This window comes from Nonomuraea maritima, from assembly GCF_900100395.1.
GTDB lineage: Bacteria > Actinomycetota > Actinomycetes > Streptosporangiales > Streptosporangiaceae > Nonomuraea > Nonomuraea maritima.
Genome location: NZ_FNFB01000001.1, coordinates 445355 through 469542 on the forward strand (window position 1 = coordinate 445355; position 24188 = coordinate 469542).

Here is a 24188-nt window from a genome sequence, read left to right on the forward strand (position 1 = left end):
CAGCGTGACGACCTGTGGGTGACGCCGCCGATGCTGACCTGGCCCTCGGCCATGACCGGTAACCGGCGCCTTGACACGATCATTCGGCGGCATAGGAAAGGCCGCCCGCCGTGGGTACGGCGGGCGGCCCTTCCTCAGTGCGTACGGTCAGTCGTTGAGGTGCTGACGCAGGTAGGACTCGACGCCGTCGATCGCGATGCGCTCCTGGTTCATGGTGTCGCGCTCGCGGATCGTCACCGCGTGGTCGTCGAGGGTGTCGAAGTCGACGGTGATGCAGAACGGCGTGCCGATCTCGTCCTGGCGGCGGTAGCGGCGGCCGATCGCGCCGGCGTCGTCGAACTCGACGTTCCAGCGGCGGCGCAGCTGCGCGGCCAGGTCGCGGGCCTTCGGCGACAGGTCGGCGTTGCGCGACAGCGGCAGCACCGCGGCCTTGACCGGCGCGAGCCGGTGGTCGAGCCGCATGACGGTGCGCTTCTCCATGACGCCCTTGGCGTTGGGCGCTTCGTCCTCGCTGTAGGCGTCGAGCAGGAACGTCAGCGTGGCGCGGTCGACACCGGCCGCGGGCTCGATGACGTAGGGGACGTAGCGCTCCCCGGTGTCCTGCTCGAAGAAGCTGAGGTCGACACCCGAGGCCTTGGAGTGGGCGGTGAGGTCAAAGTCGGTGCGGTTGGCGATGCCCTCGAGCTCACCCCACTCGGAGCCGGCGAAGTTGAAGCGGTACTCGACGTCGACCGTGCGCTTGGAGTAGTGGGACAGCTTGTCCTTCGGGTGCTCGTAGAGGCGCAGGTTGTCCTTGTTGATGCCGAGGTCGTGGTACCAGCGGTAGCGCTCGTCGATCCAGTACTGGTGCCACTCTTCGTCGGTGCCGGGCTTGACGAAGAACTCCATCTCCATCTGCTCGAACTCGCGGGTGCGGAAGATGAAGTTGCCCGGCGTGATCTCGTTGCGGAACGACTTGCCGATCTGGCCGATGCCGAACGGGATCTTCCTGCGGGCCGACTGCTGCACGTTGAGGTAGTTGATGAAGATGCCCTGCGCGGTCTCGGGCCGCAGCCAGGCGAGGCCCGACTCGTCCTCTACCGGACCGAGGAAGGTCTTCAGCAGGCCGCTGAACTGCCGCGGCTCGGTGAAGGTGCCCTTGTTGCCGCAGTTGGGGCAGGTGATCTCGGCCAGGCCGCCCTCGGGCTCCTTGCCGTGCTTCTCCTCGTACGCCTCCACGAGGTGGTCGGCGCGGAAGCGCTTGTGGCAGGACAGGCACTCGGTCAGCGGGTCGGTGAAGGTGTCGACGTGGCCGCTGGCCCGCCACACCTCGGGAGCCAGGATGACCGAGGAGTCGAGGCCCACCACGTCTTCGCGCGCCTGGACCATCGACAGCCACCACTGCCGCTTGACGTTGTTCTTCAGCTCAACGCCCAGCGGACCGTAGTCCCACGACGCGCGCAGTCCGCCGTAGATCTCGCTCGACGGGTATACGAGCCCGCGGCGCTTGGCGAGGCTGACGATGGTGTCCATGACGTCGTTGCGTCGTGCCATTTCGGTAGGTTCTCTTTCCGGCTGGAGGTCGGCGAGGCTGGTGATGAGTTCCCAGCTTAGGGGAAGGGCCCCCTGTCTGGCGCGCGAGTAGATGTTACGCCCCGTCGCGGGGGTAGACGTCCTCGTACGCGCTGGGCTCGTTGACCATGAGAGTCATCAACGGATACATCACCATGCGTGCCGCGGAGAGGGCTCTGCGGTAGAAGCCGGCGCCTTCCCACTCCGAGACCAGCGCCCACAGGTTGGGCTCGTCGACCGAGCGGGCCAGCCTGCCGCGCAGGTAGCCGGGCTGGTCGGCGAACGTGTCGAGGATCGTCCTGCCCTGTTCGGTGAAGTCCTGCGACTGCGATTCGGGGACGGTGTAGCGGATGACGGCGAGCACGCGACACAGCCTAGAGGCGCGAGCGGCCCGCCACATCCGGTCGTCCGTGCCCAACCCGCCCGGCCATGCGCGATCTCCCGTAGGCTCGGGACGTGGCCCCTGACAACAAGCGCCGCCCGCTGCCCCAGGGCGAGCAGTTCTTCACGCCTGGCGCTACCGGCCTGCGCAAGGCCGTCGAGCGGCGCAGCGCGGTGCCGATGGCGTTCCTGTTCTCGCAGGTGCCCCGGTGGGTGGCGCCCGCGCTGCTGGTGATCCTGCTGCTCGTCGGGTTCGCGGTGGCCAACCCGCTCGGCGGCGTGGCCGTGCTGCCGGTCATCGCGTTCGTCGGCTGGCTGGCCTACCTGTCGTGGCCGTCGCTCGGGCTCGGCGCCAAGCTGGTGCGGGTCGCCATGCTGGCGTTCCTCGTCCTGCTGGTGGCGACCCGCTTCGGCGCCTTCTAGGCGCGCGGTCCTTCACCGCGTCAAGGCGGTGACGACCGCGAAGACGAGCAGGACGATCCCGATGCCGAGGAAGATCAGGCTGAAGAGGAACCCGTCTCCCGTCGCGGTGTCGAGGCGGATCCTGGTGGGGGCGTCAGGGTCGTAGAGCACGGCCACCTGCTGGCCGGGCCGCGCGGGCGGCGGGTTGCCGCTGGAGGGCGTCTCCGCCTCCACCGGGATGCCGGACGCGGTGACGAACCTGACGATCGGGTGATAGGTGACGCCCTGACCGGATCGTCGCGGCCGCAGCCCCACGACCTGGCCGTGGGTTCGCCGGGCCCGCTTGCGGAAGTTCAGGGCGCCGATCGTCAGCTTGCCCCCGACCAGAGCGAAGAGCAGGCCGATGCAGCCGACGAGGATAGTAATGGTGGTTTGTGACACGGTTTGTACCGTATTGTCACCGGCGTACCTACCGGGGGTCGGCCCCGGATTCCGCGCCGGCCGGCGGCGTCGCGTCACCGCCGCACCAGCGCGGAACCTCTTGGGAGCGGCCGCTCAGGCGGCGCCCGGCAGCAGGGTGTAGCTGGGGAAGTTGCCCGGGAGGCGCTCGCCGTCGCGGCCGGCGGTGGCGGCGCGCACGAGCAGCTCGCCGCCGACGAACGCGCCGCGCCACGACGCCCCGAGCCCGCCGAACAGCTCCTCGCGGTCGCCGCGCGAGCGCGGCCTGTTGTGACCCACCTTGAACGCCCGCACCTCGGGCGCCAGCCGGTCGAAGGTCTCCTCCTCGTCGCAGGAGAGGGTGGCGACGAGGGCGCCGTTGCTGGCGTTCATGGCGGCCAGCAGTTCGGCTTCGGTGTCCACCAGCACGATCGTGTCAACCGGCCCGAACGGCTCGGCGTGGTGGAGCGGCGACGAACGCGGCGGGTTGAGCAGCGCCGTCGGGGCGAAGTACGCGGAGGTGTCCTGGCCGGGCAGGAAGTGTCCGGCCTCCAGCGACGCCCGGTGGACCGGCACGCCGCCCCTGGCCACGGCCTCGTCCACCTGGTCGGCCAGTTCCTTGGCCTTCGAGGCGTTGATGAGGGGGCCGAAGTCGAGCTGCGGGAGGGGATCGCCGGGGTCGGCGACCGCGAGCGGGTGGCCGAAGCGCAGTGACCGCACGGCCTCCAGGTACGCGCCCAGGAACTCGTGGAACAGCGAGCGCTGCACGACGAACCGCGGGTAGGCGGTGCAGCGCTGCTTGCCGTAGTCGAACGACCCGCGGATCTGCCTGGTGAGCAGCTCCCAGTCGCCGTACTCCCACACGCCCCAGCAGTTGAGGCCCTCCTGCTCCAGCACGTGCCGGCGGCCGAGGTCGGCGAGCGAGGTGGAGACCTGCGCCCCCGCGTCGCGTCCGCCGACGAACGACACGCACCCGAGGGACTGGCCGCCGACCAGCACCGGCGACAGCTCCGCCCCTCCCCCGCTGACCAGCGTGAACGGCAGCCCCTCCCGTACAGCGAGCGCGGTGGCGAGGGTGAGGCAGCACAGCCCGCCGTCGGTGGGCGTCTTGGCGATGACCGCGTTGCCGGCCAGCGCCTGCACGAGCATGGCGTGCATGAGCACGCTCATCGGGTAGTTCCAGCTGGCGATGTTGCTGACCGGGCCGGGCAGCGGGGTGCGCCCGGCCACCATGTCGTCGATGTGGTCGACGTACCAGCGCACGCCGTCGAGGCAGCGGTCGACGTCGGCGCAGGCCGTCTTCCACGGCTTGCCGATCTCCCAGACCAGCAGCATGGCCAGCAGGTCGCGGTGGGCGGCCATCGACTCCACGGCGGCCGACACCATCGCCTTGCGCTCGGCCAGCGGCCGGTGTCTCCAGCGCTGGTGCTCCTCCACCGCGCCCGCCACGGCCCGCCCGGCACCGGCCCGGTCGAGGCGGGGCAGGCCGGCGATGGCGGTGCCGTCCAGCGGGGAGAAGCCGGGCACGGGGCGCCCGTCGCGGTGCCAGATGCCGCCCCAGTGGTTGAGCACCCGGTCGTCGTGGAACGCTTCCGGCGCCACGGAGCAGCACCGTTCGTAGGTGTCCCGCCAGGACGTCCCCGGCTTCAACTGCATGCTTCCTCCTCAGTCGGACCAGTCGGCGGTGATGAGCTCGGGCAGCGGCTCGAACTCCTTGACGGCCTCCAGCGACGGCCCCATGGCGGCGTTCGCCTCACGCTCGACCATCACCTCCACGAGCACCGGCAGCCGTTCGCGTTCCGCCTCGGCGGACGCCCAGGCCAGCGCGTCACGGATGTCGCCGGGCAGTTCGACCCTGCGCGCCGGGCAGCCGAACGCCTCCATCGCCTTGACATGGTCGATGCCACCCTCCCCGTAGTGCAGGTCCACGGCGTAGTTCATGCCGTACGGGAGCTCGGCCTGTCTGATGAGGCCCAGGTACTCGTTGTTGACCATGACGATCACGAACGGGATGCGGTACTGGGCGGCCACCGCGACCTCTTCCATGAGGAACTGGAAGGAGTAGTCGCCGCACACCGCCACGACCTGCCGCTCGGGATGCGCGATCTTGACGCCCATGGCGGCCGGCACCTCCCAGCCGAGCGGCCCCGCCTGCCCGCACACGAGGTAGCGGCGCGGCAGGTACGTCGTCTGGAACTGGCCTGACCAGATCTGGTAGAGCCCGATGGCGGTGACGAACGTGGTGTCCCGCGGGAAGTACTCGTTCAGTTCCTTGAACACCCTGGGCGGCTTGATCGGCACGTCGTCGAAGTCGTCGCGCCGCAGCAGCGTGCTGCGCAGCTCGCCGACCTTGCGCACCCACTTGCCAGGTTCGCGCGGGCCGCCGCGGCGGCGGGCCTCGTCGCGCAGCTGCGCGAGCACCGGACGGGCGTGCCCGACGACCCCGAGGTCGGGCTCGAAGACCCGGCCGATCTGCAGCGGGTCGATGTCCACGTGGATGAATCTGCGGTCGCGCCGGTAGACGTCGAGGTTGCCGGTGTGGCGGTCGCCGAAGCGGGCGCCGACCGCGAGCACCAGGTCGCTCTCCAGGAACGCGGCGTTGCCCCAGCGGGTCTGCGTCTGGATGCCCGCCATGCCGGCGAACAGCGGGTGGTCCTCGGGGAAGGCGCCCTTGCCCATGAGCGTCACCTGCACCGGCACCTGGAGGTGCTCGGCGAGCGAGCGCAGCTCGTCGCAGGCGTCGGCGTTGATCACGCCGCCGCCGGCCAGGATGATCGGCCGCTTGGCCTGCTCGACCATGTCGAGCGCGGCCCGCACGGCCTGGGGCAGCGGCTCCGGCACCTCGACGGGCAGCGGCCCGTCCAGGGCGGGGTCGTACAGGCAGGTGCCGCGCTGGACGTCGATGGGCAGGTCGATGAGCACCGGCCCCGGCCGGCCGGAGCGGGCGATCCGGAACGCCTCGCGGAACACCCACGGCGCCTGCGCGGGCTCCTTGAGCTGCACCGCCCACTTCGTCACCGGCCGGGCGATCTCCACGATGTCGACCGCCTGGAACGCCTCCTGGTGCAGCTTGGAGGTCTCCGCCTGGCCGGTGATGCAGATCATCGGGATCGAGTCGGCCATCGCGGTGTAGAGGCCGGTGATCATGTTGGTGCCGGCCGGGCCCGAGGTGCCGATGCAGATCCCGACGTTGCCCGTCACCCGCGCCCACCCGTCGGCGGCGTGGGTGCCGCCTTCCTCGTGGCGTACGGTGACGTGCCGGATCGAGCTGTTCTGCAGGGCTGCGTAGAGCGGCAGGATGGCCGCGCCTGGGATGCCGAAGACGGTGTCGACGCCTTCCGACTCCAGCACCTTGACCACGGCTTCCATGCAGGGGACGCGGGTCATCCGTTCAGCCTTTCGATCACCTTGAGCAGGGCGGAGTGGTCGAGCGAGCCGTGCCCCTGGGCGCGGGCGGCGGCCACGAGCTGGGCGACCTGGCCGGTGAGCGGCAGGCTGACGCCCGCCTCGCGGGCGGCGGCGACGGCGATGCCCATGTCCTTGTGGTGCAGGTCGATGCGGAAGCCGGGGGTGAACTCCCGCTTGACCATGGTGTGCCGCTTGAGCTCCAGGATCCGGGAGCCCGCCAGGCCGCCCGCGAGGACGTCGAGCCCGGCGACGGCGTCCACGCCGGACGCCTCCAGCAGCACGATCGCCTCCGCCACCAGCCCGTAGATGCCGCCGACGACCAGCTGGTTGGCCGCCTTCACGGTCTGGCCCGCACCGGCCGGACCGACATGGACGACGGTCCTGCCGAGCGCGTCGAACACCGGCACGGCCGCCTCGAAGGCCTCGGCCTCGCCGCCGACCATGATCGACAATGTGCCGTCGATCGCGCCGCGCTCGCCACCGCTGACCGGGGCGTCGAGAGCGCGTACGCCCACCGCCGCCGCCTCCCGGGCCACCCAGCGGGACGTCTCGGGCCTGATGGTGCTCATGTCGATGTAGAGCAGGTTGGGCTTGCCGTACTCGATGACGAGCGGCGCGACCTGCTCCACCTGCGGCGAGTCGGGCAGCATCGTGATCACCACGTCGGCGCCGGCGACCGCGTCCACGACGCCCGTGACGCCCTTGCCGCCCAGGCCGGAGAGCTGTTCGACGCGCTCGGCGCTCACGTCGAACCCGGTCACGGAGTGTCCGGCCTTGAGGAGGTTGGCGGCCATGGGGCTGCCCATGATCCCCAGGCCGACGAACCCGATGTTCATTGGTGCCTCCAGTCGAACGCGCCCGGCCCCTCGTGCCGGTACTCCAGGCCGATGTGGCCGCGGTAGCCCGCCGCCTCCAACCGCGCGAAGATCTCCGGGAACGGCATCCGCCCGCTTCCCGGCCGTCCCCGCCCGGGGTCGTCGGCGATCTGCACGTGCCCGAAGCGCGGGGTGTGCCGGTCGATGAGCTCCAGCACGTCCTCGCCCATCCGGTTCAGGTGGTAGAGGTCGGCGAGGAAGGCCACGTTGTCCCTGCCCACCTCGTCGATCAGGTCGAAGGCCTGCTGCGACGACGTGATCGGGTAGTGCGGGTTCTCGTGCGAGTTGAGCGCCTCGACCACCACGGTCGCGCCGATGCCGGCCGCCACGTCCGCCGCCCTGCGCAGGTTGGCCACGGCGAGTTCCCGGTCGGTGCCGGGGTCGTTGCCGTACAGGGCGTTGAGCACGCCGCAGCCCAGCTCCCCCGCGAGCTGGACCGCGACGTCGATGTTGGCCAGGAAGCGGGCCGAGCCGTCCGGGCGGGCCAGCAGGCCGCGCTCGCCCGCAGCCATGTCGCCGGCGTCGAAGTTGAGCCCGACCAGCTGCACCCCGGCGTCCTCGATGGCCTGCCGCAGCGCGAGCAGCTCCGCGCCGGACGGGTCCGGACCGGAGAACGGCCACCACAGCTCGACGGCGTCGAACCCGGCCTTGGCCGCCGCGGCCGGCCGTTCGAGCAGCGGCAGGTCGGTGAACAGGATCGACAGATTGACGTCAGCCCTCACGGGCGCACACCGCCCTTCACCGGGAGCCCAGGGCCGAGCGCATGAGGCGGGCGGTCTCGGTGGGGGTCTTGCCGACCCGGACGCCGATCGCCTCCAGCGCTTCCTTCTTGGCCTGGGCCGTGCCGGACGAACCGGACACGATCGCGCCCGCGTGGCCCATGGTCTTGCCCTCGGGCGCGGTGAAGCCGGCCACGTAGGCGACGACGGGCTTGGTGACGTTCTCCGCGATGTAGGCGGCGGCCCGCTCCTCGGCGTCGCCGCCGATCTCGCCGATCATGACGATGGCGTCGGTGGCCGGGTCGTCCTGGAACGCCTGGAGGCAGTCGATGTGCGTGGTGCCGATGACCGGGTCGCCGCCGATGCCGACGGCGGTGGAGAACCCGAGGTCGCGCAGCTCGTACATGAGCTGGTACGTCAGCGTGCCGGACTTCGACACCAGGCCGATGCGGCCGGCCGAGGTGATGTCGGCGGGGATGATGCCGGCCGACGACTGGCCGGGGCTGATCAGGCCGGGGCAGTTGGGGCCGATGATCCGGATGCCGGCGGCCGCCGCGAGCGCGCGGAACCGGATGGCGTCGTGCACGGGGACGCCCTCGGTGATGACCACGCACAGCGGCACCCGCGCCGAGACGGCCTCCTCCACGGCCGAGGCGGTGAACTTCGGCGGCACGAACACCACCGACACGTCGGCCCCGGTCTCCTCGGCCGCCTCGGCGACCGAGCCGAACACCGGCACGGTGCGCTCGCCGAAGTCGACCGACCTGCCGCCCTTGCCGGGGGTGACGCCGGCCACGACGTCGGTCCCCGCGGCGAGCATGCGGGCCGTGTGCCGGGTGCCTTCCGCGCCCGTCATGCCCTGGACGAGAACCCGGCTGTCCTTGGTCAGAAAGATCGCCATTACGCACCTGCCGCGAGTCTGGCCGCCAGCTCGGCGGCGCCGTCCATGGTGGAGACCTGGCGGACCGCCGGGTGACGGGCGTCGCTGAGGATGCGCCGTCCCACCTCGGCGTTGTTGCCGTCCAGCCGTACGACGATCGGGCGGCCGTGGCCGCGCTCGCCGAGCAGCTGGAGTGCGGTGACGATGCCGTTCGCCACCGCGTCGCAGGCCGTGATGCCGCCGAAGACGTTGACCAGCACCGATTTCACGTCGGGGTCGGCGAGGATGATCTCCAGGCCGTCGGCCATCACCTGGGCGGACGCGCCGCCGCCGATGTCGAGGAAGTTGGCGGGTGCGGCGCCGGCTCCGGCCACCACGTCGAGCGTGCTCATGACGAGCCCCGCGCCGTTGCCGATCACGCCGACCTTGCCGTCCAGTTTGACGTAGTTCAGCCCCTTGGCCTTGGCCTGGGCCTCCAAGGTGACGGACTCGTCCGCGTACTCCCACGAGTGGCGGTAGGCCGCGTTGTCGTCCAGGGTGACCTTGCCGTCGAGTGCCATGACGCGCTGGTCGGTCGTACTGATCAGGGGGTTCACCTCGACGAGCACGGCGTCTTCCTCGACCAGCACCCGCCACAGCTTCTCGAGCACCTCGGCCGCCTGCTCGGGCAGGCCCGCCTTGCCGGCCAGCAGCCGGGCGGTGTCGGCGTCCACGCCCGCCACGGGGTCGATGGGCAGCTTCACGATGGCGTCGGGGTCACGCGCGGCGAGCTCCTCGATCTCCATGCCGCCCTGGGCCGACACCATGGCCAGGAATCCGCCCTCGGCCCGGTCGACTAAGAACGCCGCGTAATACTCCTCGAACGGCACGGTCGCGGCCTCGACCAGCACGCGGCGCGCGATGTGCCCCTTGATGTCCATTCCGATGACGTGCTCGGCCGCTGTCTCGGCCGCCGCGGGTCCAGCCGCGGGCTTGATGCCGCCCGCCTTGCCGCGCCCTCCGGTTTTCACCTGAGCCTTGATGACAACGGGCGCGTCCAGCTCGGTGGCGATCGCGCGGGCCTCGGCCGGCGTGGTCGCCACCCTGCCTGCGGGAACGGGGATCCCGTGACGCCCGAAGAGCTCCTTCGCCTGGTACTCGTACAGGTCCATTCGAGCCTCCTTTGTCTACGGTATACCGTATGGAGTATCCTCCGTCTAGGGTCTCGACAGGCGTCGGCGTATGTGGATATTCCATACAGTATGGAGAATGCAATCAGAGATTGGCGGGGCCGCCCGTACCGTCCCGGGCCCGTCCCCGCCGACCGGATGCGCCTGTTCTGGCTGGCCCTGGCCGCGATGGCCGCCATCGGCCCGCTCCAGTACGGCTACGCGGCGCTGCTCGCCCGCGAGCCCGGCGGCCTGACCCTGCTCGCCGTCTGGATCGCGTGCCAGGCAGCGGGTGCGCTGCCCGCGCTCCGTCTCGTTCGCCGCGGGCGCCTGAGCGTGCGCGCCGGCCTCGCAGCCGGAGCGCTGCTGAGCGGCGTCGGCCTGGCGACGGCCGCGCTGTCCGGTGGGCTCGGACCGCCGGCCCTCGTGGGTTACGCCCTGCTCGGCGGCCTCGGCGGCGGCCTGGTCTACGGCATCTGCGGCGAGGTCGTCTCCCTGTGGTTCCCCGAGCGCCCCGCCGCCCGGGTGGGCCTCATCACCGGAGCCTTCGGGTACGGCGCGGTCCCCCTGCTGCTGTGGGCCGGGATCGCCCCGGGTGCCACGACGGCCGCCTTCCTCGTCACCGCGGCCCTCGCGACGGCCGTCATCGCGGTCGCCGCCGTCCACCTGCGGCTGCCGCCGCCCCTGTGGTGGCCGGACGACGTCGACCCGCGCACCCACGCCCTCGACGCGGCCCGGCTGCGCACGGCTCCTGAGTCGGTCCGGCAGTTCGGGCTCGCCCAGGCGATGCGGACGCGTACGATGCCGACGCTCGCCCTGCTGCTGACCTGCGCGGGCGCGGTGTCGATGTTCGACGTCATCGTGGTGGCCGGCACGGGGTCGTGGGGCGCGGTCGCGTTGCTCGTGGCGCTCAACGGCGCCGGCCGCTCGGTGGCCGTGCGGGCCTCCGAGCTGTTCGGCAGGCGGCGGGTGCTCGCCGCCGTGTTCGGCTCGCTCGCGTTCGGCCAGGTCCTGCTCGCCGTGGCCGTCGAGAACGCCGCCGAGAACGCCGCCGCGGCGGCGGCGCTGTGGCTGGGGGCGGTCGCGGCCGGGCTGGGCGGGGGCGCGTTCTACCCGCTGCTCGCCGGCCTCGTCCGCGAGTTCTTCGGCGCGGAGCGGGGCGGCGACATCCACGCGGTCGTCTACAGCGCCAAGGCCGTGGCCGGCGTCGTGGCGGTGGTGCTCGCCCTCACCGCGCTGACGGCTCCTGTCGGCGCGCTGCTCGCCGCCGCCGCGCTCGCGGCCCTGCCGGCGCTGGCCGCACCCCGGCTACGGCTGCCCGGCCTGCCCGCCACCATCCCTCTGTGACCTTTCTGTACGGCGGGCGCCGGGTGAGTGCCCGGCGCTCCCCCTGACCGTTTCGCGGACGGGGGCACCGCGAAATGAGACACTTGATGCGCAACAGGGGGCGTTCGCGCATGTCACAGCAGCACCAACAGGCGCATGAGAGTGTCACACATCGCACTCTGTGATGAGACTCACCATCGTTCGGCCACCCCGAACGGTATGCTGTAGGCAGTCGACCAAATACCTTTGACCGTTACTTTATGGAGATGTGACCCATGTTGCTGTCGGAACAAGCCGGTCGATCGGCGGCCGCCAAGATTCCCCGCCCGGCCACGCTCCGTGAGAGCGTGATCGAGGCCATTCAGGAACTCATCGTCTCCGGCCAGCTCAAGCCCGGCCAGCACCTGGTCGAGAGCGAGCTGGCCGAGATGCTCGGCGTGTCCCGGCAGCCCGTCCGCGAGGCTCTGCAGCAGCTCAGCGGTGAGGGTTGGGTCGATCTCCATCCGGGGCAGGGCGCGTTCGTCCATGTCCCGACGGTCCAGGAGGCCGACCAGTTGCTGGCCGTGCGCGCGCTGCTGGAGACCGAGTCGGCCAGGCTCGCCGCCAAGCACGCCGGCAAGGACGGCGTACGGCGGCTGCGCGAGCTGTGCCAGGGTGGCATCGCCGCGGTCGAGGACGACGACGTCGAGACCGCCGTGGCGCTCAACTCCGAGCTGCACGCCCTGGTGACGGCCCTGTCGGGCAACAGCGTCCTCGCGGAACTGGCCTCCCAGGTGGCCCGGCGGGTGCGGTGGTACCACACGCCGGTGGCCCGTCAGCGTGGCATGGCCTCGTGGGTCGAGCACTCCCAGTTGATCGACGCGATCGAGGCCGGCGACGACAACCGGGCCGCGAAGATCATGCGCGAGCACACCGAGCACACCCGCGCCTCCTACATGGAACAGCGCGAGAACGAGCCGGTCGAGCCCGCGCCCAAGCCCGTCCGCCGGCGGCGTCCGCGCACCCCGTACGCGCGATGATCGTCGGTTGACGTGATGTTCACAGAAGACGACATGCTCCGAAACACCCGGGGTAGAGGGTGGGAGCCATACCGCTTGGAGGTGCATGACAGTGAAAGCGTTCTGGCGCTTTCTGATCAGTGATCCCCCGGGTCACCCCGCGGACGGCCGGTCCATCGGCATCGGCCTGAGCGCCGCGCTCAAGAAGTACTACTCCGCGGACGACGCGGAACGTCACCTGGATCAGTGGAGCGCGGAGCACGAGCTCCGCAAGAGCCCGCGGCACTGAGCCGCGGCAAGGGGCGTGGCCGCGTGGCAGCCCTCACCCCTCGCACGCGGCCCGGTTCAGCGCCCGTGTGAACGTTCCCCCGCAGGCTCGTCCTCCCCGGCCTGCTCAGGCTTTCCGTTCTCGGAGCCGGCCGCCTCGGCCTTCGTGTCACGCGACGACTTCATCAGGCTCAGCACCGTGGTGATGGCCAGGGTGCCGACGATGACCCCCAAGGACACCAGGATCGGTACCTCGGGCGCCCACGAGACGCCGTCGTGGTGCAGGGCTTCGAGGATCAGCTTCACACCGATGAAGGCGAGCACCACCGACAGGCCCTTGCTCAGGTAGACGAGCCGGTCGAGCAGCCCGCCGATGAGGAAGAACAGCTGCCGCAGCCCCATGAGGGCGAAGGCGTTCGCGGTGAACACCAGGTACGGCTCCTTGGTGAGACCGAAGATCGCCGGGATGGAGTCGAGCGCGAACAGCAGGTCGGTCGTGCCGATGGCGACCATGACGATCAGCATCGGGGTGACCATCCTGCGGCCCAGGTGACGCACCGTGACGCGGGCGCCTTGGTAGGTGTCCGTGGTCGGGAGCACCTTGCGGATCGTGCGGAGGGCGACGTTCTCGGAGAACTCCGCCTCCTCCTCCTCGTGCCCGATCAGCTTCCACGCCGTGTAGATCAGGAAGGCGCCGAAGATGTAGAAGAGCCAGTCGAACCTGGTGATCGCCTCAGCGCCGGCCGCGATGAAGGCGCCGCGCAGGACGAGGGCCAGGACGATACCGATGAGCAGCACCTTCTGGCGGTACTGCCGCGGCACCTGGAACCGGCTCATGATCAGGAGGAAGACGAAGAGGTTGTCCACGCTCAGCGAGTACTCGGTGATCCAGCCGGCGAAGAACTCGCCCCCATGGGCGGGGCCCGAGAGCACCAGCAGACCGATGCCGAACACCACGGCCAGGCCCACGTAGAACGACACCCAGCCGACGCACTCCTTGAAGCCGGGCTCGTGGGGATTGCGGGCGACGAGATAGAAGTCGAACGCGAGGACCAGGCAGAATCCGCCGATCGTGGCCAGCCAGATCCACATGGGCAGGTTCACTTACGTGCCCCCTTCCGCGCCGAGACCAGCCGGGCGTAGCGGAGGTAGGTGCCGAGCAACTGCTCGGCGATCGGGTTGTCGGCGGCCCGCCGCATCAGCCAGTGCGGCATGAGCCGCTCGTGCATCCAGAGGAAGCCGATCGCGAAACCGAGACTCACCATCGCCTGGTAGGCGAGGAACGTGAGCACGCCGTCCGCCGTGCCGACGCCGTACAGGGTCTCCTGCACGAGCCGGGAGACGGGGAAGGCGGCCATCCAGTACAAACCGACGGGGCCGAAGGTGCCGGGGCGGAACACACCGTGGCCGAGGAGCACGCCGTACAGACCGCCGAAGAAGGCGAGCGGTACGGCGAGCGCCAGGGCCGACAGGGTGGCCATGCCGGTGGGCGCCCCAGCGAACAGGGTCAGCCCACCGGCCACAGCACCGGCGACGGCTCCGATCGACGCCCCTGGCAGGGCGAGTTCGAGGCTGTGCCGTCCGATCATCAGCCCACGACCACGCCGAAGGCGACCATGCTGTAGAAGAGCATGCCCAGGTAGAACACCGCGCCGAACCCGATGATCGCGTTGCTCCACCACTTCGGCCTGATCGGCTTGGGCAGCATGCGGTTGTTCACCAGCAGCAGGGTCACGCAGTACGCGCCCATCGCGAACGTCGACAGGAACGCGAGCGTGTCCAGGATCGACGCCGGCCCGTCAGCCGGTCCGAAGAGCAGGATCAGGATGCCGAAGGCGATCACTGCCCACAGGAAGATCGCGTAGAGGCGCGACATACCGAGCTTCTTCGCCCCCGGGACGAAGTTGAACGTCATGTCCGCCTGACCGCGGGAGAACGAGTCGAACAGGCCCAGCGTCGCGTTCAGGCCGATCAGCGCGATGAACCCGAGGAACACCACCCCGAGCACCGAGCTGCCCGCCGAGGAGACGGCGTTGGACATCGCGGTCAGCGCCGCCTCCTGGTCGTCCGCGAGAAGCGCCTCGCGCACGCCCGGGTTCAGTCGTGCGGCGGACTGCGCGATCACCGTGAAGGAGATCGTGACCAGCATCGTGATGCCCCAGAAGAGCAGGAGGGCGTCGAAGGTGACCCAGCGCCGCCAGCCCTTCCACTTCGCCATCTCGGCCGGGTCCTCGGTGTCGAACATGAAGCCCCGGTTCGGCATCTCCTCTTCCTCGCCGGCGTGCCGCAGGCCGCGCACCTTGGGGATGTGCGCGCCCATGCCGGCCCCGGAGTCACGCAGGTGCAGCGTGTACCACATCTGCTGCATGCCCGAAGGACCGGCGAACGCACAGGCGCCGACGATGACGGGGAACCAGGCGGCCGTCATGGCCTCGTCCGGCAGGTAGCCGACCGCGAACATGCCGCTGATCGTGCTGACCACGTCCGACCACTGACCGACCATGGCCGCGACGATGGCGGTGCCGAGCACGAGCGCCCCGATGAGCAGCGAGAGCACGTTCTCGAGCAGGTTGTAGATGACCTTCGCCAGAGTGAAGACCACGCCGACGAGGAGCAGACCGCAGATCGCTGTGATCATCCACGGTATTCCGGTGATCTGTTCCAGTGCCGCCGCGCCGGCCGAGAGGTGTCCCGGCCAGATGTAGACGGCGATCGCCACGATGAAGAAGAACCACATCAGCGGCTTGAAGACCCTGGCGGCGCCGGTGAAGATGCTCTCGCCGGTGGCCATGGCGTAGCGGGCCATCTCCAGCATGACCACGGCCTGGAGCGTGACGCCGACCAGGAACAGCCATCTGATCTCAGGGCCGAACAGCAGCACCAGGCGCGGCCACATGTACGACTCGCCCATGCCCACGCCGAGTGCGACGAGGAAGACCGTCGGCCCGAGCAGGTGCACCGAGGGAGGCGCATCGGGGAGCTTCCTGATGGGCATCGGCTCGAGCCGGCCCGCTTTCCATACTCGTCCATCTTCGACCGGCGGCGTGGCCGTCGCCGGCGGGGTGTTCGATGTGTCCACCTACGGACCTCCTGGGGGGTGTGTTGCCTTACCTTTGCGCCCCGAATTGCCCCCTCGCCTGATGCTGCTGCGCTCGGCTCTTAGCTCAGCAGACCGGCCGCCCTGGCCCAGCGGTACTTAGCGCCGAGGACCGCCACGGGCTTCTCTGTCGTGTACGGGTACGCGACCACGCCATGCTCGAACAGGTACTCGCATGCCTCCTCAACCTCGGTGTCGCCGGCGAGGGACGCCACGACCGGCTTGACATTGCCCTTCGCTCGCTCCTCTTCCACCACGCGGGCGATGAGTTCGGCGAAGACCATCGGCGGCGTCACGATCGTGTGCCAGTAGCCGAGGACCAGCGCGTGGATGCGCTCGTCCGTCAGGCCGAGGCGGACCGTGTTCTCGTAGGTCGAGGGGGGTTCGCCGCCGGTGATGTCGATGGGATTGCCCGCCGCCCCGAACGGCGGGATGTAGGCGCGGAATGCCTTGTCCAGGTCCTCGGGGATGTCCATGAGGGTCAGACCGGCGTCCACGATGGCGTCCGACAGCAGCACGCCCGAGCCGCCGGCGCCGGTGATGATGACGACGTTCTCGCCCTTGGGGGCGGGCAGGATGGGCAGCGCGCGGGCGTACTCGAGCATGTCGTTCAGGCCGGGCGCGCGGACCACGCCGGCCTGGCGGAGGATGTCGTCGTACACCTTGTCGTCGCCGGCGAGGGCGCCGGTGTGCGAGCCGGCCGCGCGGGCGCCCATGGCGGTGCGGCCCGCCTTGAGGACGATGACCGGCTTCTCCTTGACGACCCGCTGGGCGGCCTCGACGAAGCCGCGCCCGTCCTTGAGGTCCTCCAGGTGCATGGCCACGGCCTTGGTGTTCTCGTCCTGCTCGAAGAAGGTGAGCAGGTCGTCCTCGTCCACGTCGGCCTTGTTGCCGACGCCGACGATGGCCGAGACGCCCATCTTCGTCGTACGGCTGAAGCCCAGGATGGCCATGCCGATGCCGCCGCTCTGCGAGGTCAGCGCCACGCTGCCCTTGACGTCGTACGGGGTGCAGAACGTCGCGCAGAGGTTCTCGGGCGTGTAGTAGTAGCCGTAGATGTTCGGGCCGAGCATGCGCACGCCGTGCCGCCTGGCGATCTCGACGATCTCCTGCTGGCCCTCGACGTTGCCGGTCTCGGCGAAGCCCGACGGGATCATGACCGCGCCTGCCACGCCCTTCGCGCCGACCTCCTCCAGCGCGGACGCCACGAACTTGGCGGGGATCGCGAACACGGCCACGTCGACGTCACCGGGCACGTCGGAGACGCTCTTGTACGCCTTCAGTCCCAGGATCTCGTCGGCCTTGGGGTTGATCGGGAAGATCTGGCCCCGGTAGCCGCCGTTGATCAGGTTCTTCATGACCGAGTTGCCGATCTTGCCGTCCTCGGCCGAGGCGCCGATGACGGCGACCGAGCGCGGCTTGAAGATCCGGGTCATCTGCCGGAGGATCTCCTCCCGCGACAGCCGGCTGACCTCGGCGGGCTTGTCGCCGATGAGGATGCGGACGTCGGCCGCGACGGCCCCGTTCGCGTCGGCGAAGACCGGGTTGAGGTCGACCTCGGTGATCTCGGGGTAGTCGGTGACGAGCCTGCCGACGCGCTCGATGATCGACGCTAAGGCCTCCCGGTCGGCCGGTTCGGCCCCGCGTGCCCCGCGAAGAACTTCCGCCGCTTTGATGTCGTCCAGCATCGCCAGAGCATCATTACCCGAAACCGGGGCAAGCCGGAAGGTCACGTCCTTCAGAACCTCGACGAGAACGCCGCCGAGACCGAAGGCGATCACCTTGCCGAACGTCGGGTCGGTGACGGCTCCGATGATGACCTCGTGCCCGCCGCCGACCAGCTGCTGCACCTGTACGCCGTCGATCTTGGCGTCGGCGTTGTAGGCGCGGGCGTTGGCCAGGATGGTCTCGTAGCCGTCGCGCACCTCCTCGGCCGTCTTCAGGCCGACCAGCACGCCGCCGGCGTCGGTCTTGTGCAGGATGTCCGGTGAGACGATCTTCAGGACGACCGGGAGCCCGATCTTCTCGGCGAGCTCCACCGCCTCGGCGGCCGAGGTGGCGAGACCTTCGCCCGGGGTCGCGATGCCGTACTCCTCGCACAGCAGCCGGCCCTCGGGGGCGGTCAGGGCCGTGCGGCCTTCCGCGAGCGCCTTGTCGATGACTTCCCTGACAGTGCTCACCTAGATGACTCCGTTCGACTTCAGTTCGGCCAGCTCCTCGGCGCTCACGCCGAGCCGGCCGTAGATCTCTTCGTTGTGCTCGCCGAGCAGCGGCGGGGTGCGCACGTCCACCGGCGAGTCGGACAGCTGCAGCGGGCTGCCCACGGTCACGAACTCCCCGCGCTCGGGGTGGTCGACGGTGACGACGATGCCCTCCTCGCGCAGGCTCTCGTCCTCGACCAGCTCCTTGGTGGACAGGATCGGCCCGCAGGGGATGTTCGCCGCGTTGAGCCGGTCGAGGACCGTCCACTTGTCGTGCTGGATCGTCCACTCCTCGATGAGCTGGAACATCTTGTCCAGCTTCGGCAGCCGCGCCTCCGGCGTCGCCCACTCGGGGTCCTCGGCCAGCTCGGGGCGGCCGATGATGTCCGAGATGGGCTTCCAGCCGACGGGCTGCACGATGACGTAGACGTAGTCGTTCGGGCCGCCGGGGGCGCAGCGGACCGCCCAGCCCGGCTGCCCGCCGCCGCTCGCGTTGCCGGAACGGGGCACCTCGTCGCCGAACTGCTCGTTCGGGTACTCGTTGAGCGGCCCGTGCGACAGCCGCTGCTGGTCGCGCAGCTTCACGCGGCACAGGTTCAGCACGGCGTGCTGCATGGCCACCTGTACGCGCTGGCCGCGCCCGGTGTTGGTGCGCTGGTAGAGGGCGGCCAGGATGCCGGACAGCGCGTGCACGCCGGTACCCGAGTCGCCGATCTGCGCGCCGGTCGCGAGCGGCGGCCCGTCCTCGAAGCCGGTGGTGCTCATGGAGCCGCCCATGGCCTGGGCGACCACCTCGTACGCCTTGAACTTGGCGTACTTGCCGGGGCCGAAGCCCTTGATGGAGGCGTAGATGAGGCGCGGGTTGAGCTCCTGGAGCCGCTCCCACGGGAAGCCCATCCGGTCGACGGCGCCCGGGCCGAAGTTCTCGACGAGGATGTCGGCTTCCTTCACCAGCTCGGTGAAGATCTCCTTGCCGCGCTCGCTCTTCATGTTGAGGGTGATGCTGCGCTTGTTGCAGTTGAGCATCGTGAAGTAGAGGCTGTCGGCGCCGGGCACGTCGCGGAGCTGCTGCCGGGTGATGTCGCCGGTCGGGGCCTCCAGTTTGACCACGTCGGCGCCCAGCCAGGCCAGCAGCTGGGTGCATGACGGGCCCGACTGGACATGGGTCATGTCGAGGACGCGAACACCTTCGAGAGCCTTCATGTCGGGACTCCCCTACTTGTACATGGTCTGGTTCATGGTTCCGGGGGCGTAGACCTCTGGGTCGACCCAGACGTTGATCAGCGAGGGCTTGCCCGACTCCCGTGCCCGCTCCAGGGCGGGACGGATCTCGGCCGGGTCGCGCACCTCCTCGCCGTAACCGCCGAGCAGCTTGGCGAACTCGCCGTACCGGATGTCGCCGAGGGTGTTGCCGATGCGGGCGCGGTCCTCGCCGTACTTGGCCGCCTGGCCGTAGCGGATCTGGTTCATCGACGAGTTGTTGCCGATGACGCCGATGAACGGCAGGTCGAAGCGGACCATCGTCTCGAAGTCCCAGCCGGTGAGGCTGAAGGCGCCGTCGCCGAAGAGGCAGAGCACCTCCTTGTCGCGACGGGCCTGCTTGGCGGCCATCGCGAAGGCCATGCCGACGCCGAGGGTGCCGAGCGGTCCCGGGTCCATCCAGTGGCCGGGCGACTTGGGCTGAACGACCTGGCCGGAGAAGGTGACGATGTCGCCGCCGTCGCCGATGTAGATCGTGTCCTCGGTGAGGAACTCGTTGATCTCGTGGACCAGCCGGTACGGGTCGATGGGCTGGGCGTCGGAGTGCTGGCGGGGCAGACGCTTCTCGTACGCCGCGGTCTCGACCGCGCGCAGCTCGTCCAGCCACGCCTTGCGCCGGGCCACGCCGTTCTCGATGCGGCCGCTCGCGGCCTGGGCCGCGGCCGAGAGGATGAGGCCGGCGTCGCCGACGATGCCGAGGTCGATGTCGCGGTTCTTGCCGACCGTGCGGTAGTCGAGGTCGATCTGGACGACCTTGGCCGTCGGCGACAGGCGCTTGCCGTAGCCCATCCGGAAGTCGAACGGGGTGCCGACGATGATGATGAGGTCGGCCTCGGTGAAGGCGTAGCGGCGGCTGAGCTGGAAGTGGTGCGGGTCTCCCGGCGGGAGGGTGCCGCGGCCCGAGCCGTTCATGTACGCCGGGATGTTGAGCGCCCGGACGAAGTCGATGGCCGCGTCGGTCGCCCGGCACGTCCATACCTGGCTGCCGAGCAGGATCGCCGGCTTCTCGGCGTGCGCGAGCAGGTCCGCGAGCTGCTCGACCGCCTCGGGGTCACCCAGCTGACGGGTGGAGGCGCGGTACTGCCCGGCCTGCGGGATACGCGCCTTCTCCAGGGGGACCTTCGCGTCGAGCACGTCGCGCGGGATCTCCAGGAACGACGGCCCAGGGGCGCCGTTGTAGCACTCGCGGAAGGCCATCGACACGATGTCGGCCACCCGTTCCGTGCTGGGCACCGTGGCCGCGAACTTCGTGATCGGGGTCATCATGTCCACGTGGGGCAGGTCCTGCAGCGAGCCCATCTTGTGCTGGCTCAGGGCGCCCTGGCCGCCGATCAGCAACATGGGGCTCTCCGCGCGGAAGGCGTTGGCCACGCCGGTCACCGCGTCCGTGGTGCCAGGACCCGCCGTGACCACCGCGCAGCCGGGCTTGCCGGTGATGCGCGCGTAACCGTCCGCCGCGTGCGCGGCAACCTGCTCGTGACGTACGTCGATGACCTCGATGCCCTCATCGACGCAACCGTCGTAGATATCGATGATGTGACCACCGCAGAGCGTGTAGATCACATCCACGCCTTCGGCCTTGAGGGCCTTGGCCACGAGATGACCGCCAGAGATCGTTTCTGACATCATGCCACCCTTTCCCGGCGACTGTCTTCCGCATACTGCATACCGTATGAACGCAATGCTTACTCCTCACTGAACGGACTGTCCAGCCCCCTGGGGCAACTCGATGAGCTCCACCTGGCCACCCGACCACCCCGGCGGGACGACCGCCAGCGCGTCGGCCAGGGCCGCTCCCCAGAGGGATCCGGGCCGGTCGTGCCCCACGGGAACCGCTCCCCTGCCCGACCGCCGCACCGGCACCAGGCGGGTGTCGTGCGGGTGGGGACGTACGACGCCGGCCAGGGCGCTCGTCCCGTGGGCGGTGGCCCCGCCGGTCAGCGCCCGCAGGATCGGGACGAGCAGCGTGAGCGACGCGGACAGGGCGGCGAAGGGGTTGCCAGGAAGGCCCACGAGCAGCGGGCCGCCGGGCAGACGGGCGAGGAGTTGCGGGTGGCCGGGCCGTACGGCCACCCCGTCGACCAGCACCTCGGCGCCGATCTCGGCGACCACCGCGCGCAGGTGATCGGCGGGACCCCTGGACGAGGCCCCGCACACCACGACGACCCCGGCCTCCGAGACGGGATCGACGAGACGGCCGTGCACGGACCCGCGCGCGCCCCCGCGGCCGCGCTCGGCGGCGCGCGGGGCGCGGGCGTCCGCTTCGCCGTCGAGGGCGGCGAACAGGGCCTCTGGCCCGTCGGCGAGCCGGGTCGTGGTTGTGACCCGGCCGCCGGCCCACGCCACCAGCCCGGGAAGGAACGGGCCGATGGCGTCGCGCACCCGACCGGGCCCGGGGATCCCGCGGTCCACCACCTCGTCGCCGGTGACCACCACGGCCACCTTGGGGCGGGGGCGGACGAGGAGTTCGTCGTGACCGAGCGCGGCGGCCAGGCCGAGCGCGACGGGGGTCACGACCGTGCCGGGAGACAGCACGACGGCGCCCTCGGCGACGTCCTCGCCGCGCCGCCGGATGTGCTTGCCCGGCTCGGGGTCGCCCGCGACCCGCACACCGTCGGCGTCCGCGAGCTCGTACGGAAGCACCGACTCCGCGCCCTCGGGCACGGGCGCGCCCGTGGCCACCTCCACCGCCTCGCCAGGAGCCGGCGCCGCCCCGTACGGAGCCCCTCCGGCCAGTACGCGCCCGGCGATCCGCCACGGGCCGGGACCCGCCACCGCGTAGCCGTCCATGGCGGAGACGTCCACGCCGGGCACCGCCACCAAGGCCCGCAGTGGAGCGGCGAGGCGGCAGCCGAGGGCCTCGGACAGCGGCTGCCACGCCGGCGCGGGCGGGCTCGCCGCCTGCGCCGCGACCGCGCGCGCCGACGCCCACGGCATTGCTCCGACCACTGCCGCATGGCGCAGAACGGTCACAGGCACACTCCTTGACCCGACTTTTTCCATACTGTATACCGAATACACGGTGGGCCGCATCTAGCGGCCCATTGCCGTAACGGGCCCGTTCAACCCTCCGACGCGAGAACGGAGCGCAGCATGAAGGTGGCTGTTCTTGGCGCCGGCGCCATCGGCGCATACGTGGGGGCCGCCCTCCACAGGGCGGGAGTCGAGGTGCATCTCATCGCGAGAGGTGCGCATCTCGATGCAATACGCCGCGCAGGTGTCCGGGTGCTTAGCCCCAGGGGCGACTTCACCGCCCATCCACATGCCACCGACGACCCGACCGAGGTCGGTCCGGTGGACCACGTCTTCCTGGGCCTCAAGGCGAACAGTTACGCCGCCGCGGGCCCCATGATCAGGCCGCTTCTCCACGAGACCACGAGCATCATCGCCGCACAGAACGGCATCCCGTGGTGGTACTTCCACGGGCTCAAGGGACCCTACGAGGGCTACCGCATCGAGAGCGTGGACCCCGAAGGCTCGGTGACGGCGTCACTGCCGCTGCACCGCGCCGTCGGATGCGTCGTCTACGCCGCGACCGAGATCGAGGAACCTGGCGTGATCCGCCACCTCGAAGGCACCCGCTTCTCCATCGGCGAGCCCAGAGGCGAGCTGACGGAACGTTGTGCCTCCTTCAGCGAGGCCGCCGTCGCGGGCGGCCTGAAGTGCCCGGTGGAGACCGACCTCCGCCGGGACATCTGGATCAAACTCATGGGCAACATCGCCTTCAACCCCATCAGCGCCCTCGCCCGGGCCACCATGGCGGGCATCTGCCGCCACGACGGCGCCCGCGGGCTGGTCGTCGCCATGATGGAGGAAACCGTCGAAGTCGCCCGGCGCGTGGGCTGCGACCCGGGCATCTCCATCGAACGCCGCATCCGGGGGGCCGAGCGGGCGGGCGAGCACAAGACGTCCACACTCCAGGACGTCGAGAAGGGCAAGCCGCTGGAGCTCGACGTCCTCCTGGCGGCCGTGGTTGAGCTGGCCGACCTCACCGGCGCCGACGTCCCGACGCTGCGTGCGATCCACGCGGTGAGCGACCTGCTGAACGAAAGTCTTGTACGTGCGAGTTAGCGCGGAATACCGTACATTGCATACTGCATGGAGGGATCATGAGCTTTGACCGCCTGACCCGTCCACCTGCACGTCATGCCACCTGGGAGGATGCTCTGGACAAGCCGGCAGCGGGTCTTCTCCGCGACCCGCACGAACCCGGCGCCCGGACGCGGTCCTCCTGGTCCACGCGTACGACGACCGGCCGTCCCTGGTCAGGTCATGCCTAGAGTCACCGTCAAGCGCCGCATCCTGCGCGTCAAGGAGTCGGCCCGCGTCGAGCGGGTCGACTCCCTCGCTGCGGAGGAACCGCTGGAGATCCGGCTCGACGGGACGCCGTTGACCGTCACCATGCGCACCCCCGGCGACGACTTCGACCTCGCCGCCGGGTTCCTCGTCAGCGAGGGCGCGGTCGGCTCGGCCGACGACATCGCCACCATCCGCTACTGCGCGGGCGCCACCGCCGACGGCGGCAACACCTACAACGTCCTCGACGTACGACTCGCGCCGGGCGTCCCTGCGCCGGAACCACGCAACTTCTACACGACCTCCTCCTGCGGCGTCTGCGGCAAGGCGTCGCTGGAGGCGGTACGCACCGTGGCTCGCTGGAGCGTGGCCGACGACCCCGTGGAGGTCGCGCAGACGACCGTCGCGAGCCTGCCGGACCGCCTCAGGGCGGCCCAACGGATCTTCGACAGGACCGGCGGCCTGCACGCGGCCGGCCTGTTCACCGCCGACGGCGAGCCCCTGTGCGTCCGCGAGGACGTCGGCCGGCACAACGCCGTCGACAAACTGCTCGGCTGGGCACTGCGCAACGGGCACCTGCCGCTGCGCGGCACCGTGCTCACCGTGTCCGGGCGAGCCTCCTTCGAGCTGGTGCAGAAGGCGGTCATGGGCGGCGTGCCGGTGCTCGCCGCCGTTTCCGCTCCGTCCTCCCTCGCGGTGGAACTCGCCGCCGAGGAAGGGCTGACGCTCATCGGTTTCCTACGCGGGAACTCCATGAACGTCTACACCGGCGAGCCGCGGCTGCGCGACAGCGCGGTCGTGGCCGTGTAGGGCTTCACCCCGGGCGTCGGCAACGGCTCTGCCGGCGCGAGAACACCGGGGTGATGAAGGGATGCCGATCGGCGCGCCGGGCCCCCAGCCGCCGATCGGCATCTCTGTGTCTGATGGGCCCCGCTCCGCGG

At 70.3% G+C, this 24188-nt stretch carries 22 protein-coding genes; 6 read left to right on the top strand and 16 right to left on the bottom strand.

Annotation, left to right across the window (positions count from 1 at the left end; all coding sequences use genetic code 11):
- Positions 1–147: 147 nt before the first annotated feature.
- Both BLR04_RS02110 and BLR04_RS02115 read right to left on the bottom strand, forming a co-directional pair.
- The gene (locus BLR04_RS02110) at positions 148–1533 is read right to left on the bottom strand and encodes a glycine--tRNA ligase (RefSeq protein ID WP_176902894.1); all 1386 of its coding nucleotides are present in this window, start codon (positions 1531–1533) and stop codon (positions 148–150) included.
- A gap of 94 nt (positions 1534–1627) precedes the next feature.
- Positions 1628–1915, bottom strand: a complete 288-nt coding sequence (locus BLR04_RS02115; protein WP_090758931.1) for an antibiotic biosynthesis monooxygenase family protein — start codon at positions 1913–1915, stop codon at positions 1628–1630.
- A 92-nt stretch (positions 1916–2007) separates the two neighbouring features.
- Between BLR04_RS02115 and BLR04_RS02120 the strand changes: the two genes are divergently transcribed.
- On the top strand, positions 2008–2355 hold the full coding sequence (locus tag BLR04_RS02120) for a DUF6703 family protein (RefSeq protein ID WP_090758933.1): 348 nt from the start codon (positions 2008–2010) through the stop codon (positions 2353–2355).
- A gap of 12 nt (positions 2356–2367) precedes the next feature.
- Here BLR04_RS02120 and BLR04_RS02125 read toward each other — a convergent pair whose 3' ends face one another.
- From BLR04_RS02125 to sucC, 7 genes are all read right to left on the bottom strand, one after another.
- On the bottom strand, positions 2368–2775 hold the full coding sequence (locus tag BLR04_RS02125; RefSeq protein WP_176902895.1) for a DUF3592 domain-containing protein: 408 nt from the start codon (positions 2773–2775) through the stop codon (positions 2368–2370).
- Positions 2776–2889: 114 nt separating this feature from the next.
- Positions 2890–4428: an aldehyde dehydrogenase family protein gene (locus BLR04_RS02130; RefSeq protein WP_090758937.1), complete on the bottom strand. Its 1539-nt coding sequence runs from the start codon at positions 4426–4428 to the stop codon at positions 2890–2892.
- 9 nt (positions 4429–4437) lie between these two features.
- Complete coding sequence (gene gcl / locus BLR04_RS02135; protein ID WP_090758939.1) at positions 4438–6159, bottom strand: glyoxylate carboligase; 1722 nt, start codon at positions 6157–6159, stop codon at positions 4438–4440.
- Complete coding sequence (locus tag BLR04_RS02140; protein ID WP_090758941.1) at positions 6156–7016, bottom strand: 2-hydroxy-3-oxopropionate reductase; 861 nt, start codon at positions 7014–7016, stop codon at positions 6156–6158. The genes gcl and BLR04_RS02140 overlap by 4 nt, the downstream gene beginning before the upstream one ends.
- A complete protein-coding gene (locus tag BLR04_RS02145; protein WP_090758943.1) occupies positions 7013–7777 on the bottom strand; it encodes a hydroxypyruvate isomerase family protein in 765 nt (254 codons plus the stop codon). Before BLR04_RS02145 ends, BLR04_RS02140 begins: the two co-directional genes overlap by 4 nt.
- A gap of 16 nt (positions 7778–7793) precedes the next feature.
- Positions 7794–8675 carry a succinate--CoA ligase subunit alpha gene (gene sucD / locus BLR04_RS02150; RefSeq protein WP_090758945.1) on the bottom strand — a complete coding sequence of 294 codons (882 nt, stop codon included), beginning with the start codon at positions 8673–8675 and terminating at the stop codon, positions 7794–7796.
- Entirely contained in the window at positions 8675–9805 is a 1131-nt protein-coding gene (gene sucC / locus BLR04_RS02155) for an ADP-forming succinate--CoA ligase subunit beta (RefSeq protein WP_090758947.1), read from the bottom strand. Before sucC ends, sucD begins: the two co-directional genes overlap by 1 nt.
- A 90-nt stretch (positions 9806–9895) precedes the next feature.
- Between sucC and BLR04_RS02160 the strand changes: the two genes are divergently transcribed.
- From BLR04_RS02160 to BLR04_RS39500, 3 genes are all read left to right on the top strand, one after another.
- Positions 9896–11149 carry an MFS transporter gene (locus tag BLR04_RS02160; RefSeq protein WP_143021929.1) on the top strand — a complete coding sequence of 418 codons (1254 nt, stop codon included), beginning with the start codon at positions 9896–9898 and terminating at the stop codon, positions 11147–11149.
- A gap of 254 nt (positions 11150–11403) precedes the next feature.
- Positions 11404–12147 (top strand): GntR family transcriptional regulator, encoded by a 744-nt coding sequence (locus tag BLR04_RS02165; protein WP_090758951.1) that lies wholly within the window; start codon positions 11404–11406, stop codon positions 12145–12147.
- An 85-nt stretch (positions 12148–12232) separates the two neighbouring features.
- The gene (locus BLR04_RS39500; RefSeq protein ID WP_143021930.1) at positions 12233–12415 is read left to right on the top strand and encodes a hypothetical protein; all 183 of its coding nucleotides are present in this window, start codon (positions 12233–12235) and stop codon (positions 12413–12415) included.
- 56 nt (positions 12416–12471) lie between these two features.
- Here the strand turns inward: BLR04_RS39500 and BLR04_RS02170 are convergent, their stop codons facing one another.
- From BLR04_RS02170 to BLR04_RS02200, 7 genes are all read right to left on the bottom strand, one after another.
- Positions 12472–13497 (bottom strand): TerC family protein, encoded by a 1026-nt coding sequence (locus BLR04_RS02170; protein WP_090758953.1) that lies wholly within the window; start codon positions 13495–13497, stop codon positions 12472–12474.
- Complete coding sequence (locus BLR04_RS02175; RefSeq protein WP_090758954.1) at positions 13494–13982, bottom strand: hypothetical protein; 489 nt, start codon at positions 13980–13982, stop codon at positions 13494–13496. Before BLR04_RS02175 ends, BLR04_RS02170 begins: the two co-directional genes overlap by 4 nt.
- On the bottom strand, positions 13982–15388 hold the full coding sequence (locus tag BLR04_RS02180) for an Nramp family divalent metal transporter (RefSeq protein WP_090758956.1): 1407 nt from the start codon (positions 15386–15388) through the stop codon (positions 13982–13984). Before BLR04_RS02180 ends, BLR04_RS02175 begins: the two co-directional genes overlap by 1 nt.
- Before the next feature lie 164 nt (positions 15389–15552).
- Entirely contained in the window at positions 15553–17670 is a 2118-nt protein-coding gene (locus tag BLR04_RS02185; protein ID WP_090758957.1) for an acetate--CoA ligase family protein, read from the bottom strand.
- Entirely contained in the window at positions 17671–18894 is a 1224-nt protein-coding gene (frc, locus tag BLR04_RS02190; RefSeq protein ID WP_090758960.1) for a formyl-CoA transferase, read from the bottom strand.
- Between the two features lie 12 nt (positions 18895–18906).
- Positions 18907–20577, bottom strand: coding sequence for a thiamine pyrophosphate-binding protein (locus BLR04_RS02195; protein WP_425413421.1), 1671 nt, complete (start codon positions 20575–20577; stop codon positions 18907–18909).
- Between the two features lie 66 nt (positions 20578–20643).
- Positions 20644–21888: a molybdopterin molybdotransferase MoeA gene (locus BLR04_RS02200; RefSeq protein WP_090758963.1), complete on the bottom strand. Its 1245-nt coding sequence runs from the start codon at positions 21886–21888 to the stop codon at positions 20644–20646.
- 156 nt (positions 21889–22044) lie between these two features.
- Here BLR04_RS02200 and BLR04_RS02205 point away from each other — a divergent pair, with 156 nt between their 5' ends.
- Both BLR04_RS02205 and fdhD read left to right on the top strand, forming a co-directional pair.
- Positions 22045–23022: a 2-dehydropantoate 2-reductase gene (locus tag BLR04_RS02205; protein ID WP_090758965.1), complete on the top strand. Its 978-nt coding sequence runs from the start codon at positions 22045–22047 to the stop codon at positions 23020–23022.
- A gap of 201 nt (positions 23023–23223) precedes the next feature.
- On the top strand, positions 23224–24057 hold the full coding sequence (fdhD, locus tag BLR04_RS02210; protein WP_090758967.1) for a formate dehydrogenase accessory sulfurtransferase FdhD: 834 nt from the start codon (positions 23224–23226) through the stop codon (positions 24055–24057).
- Positions 24058–24188: the final 131 nt, after the last annotated feature.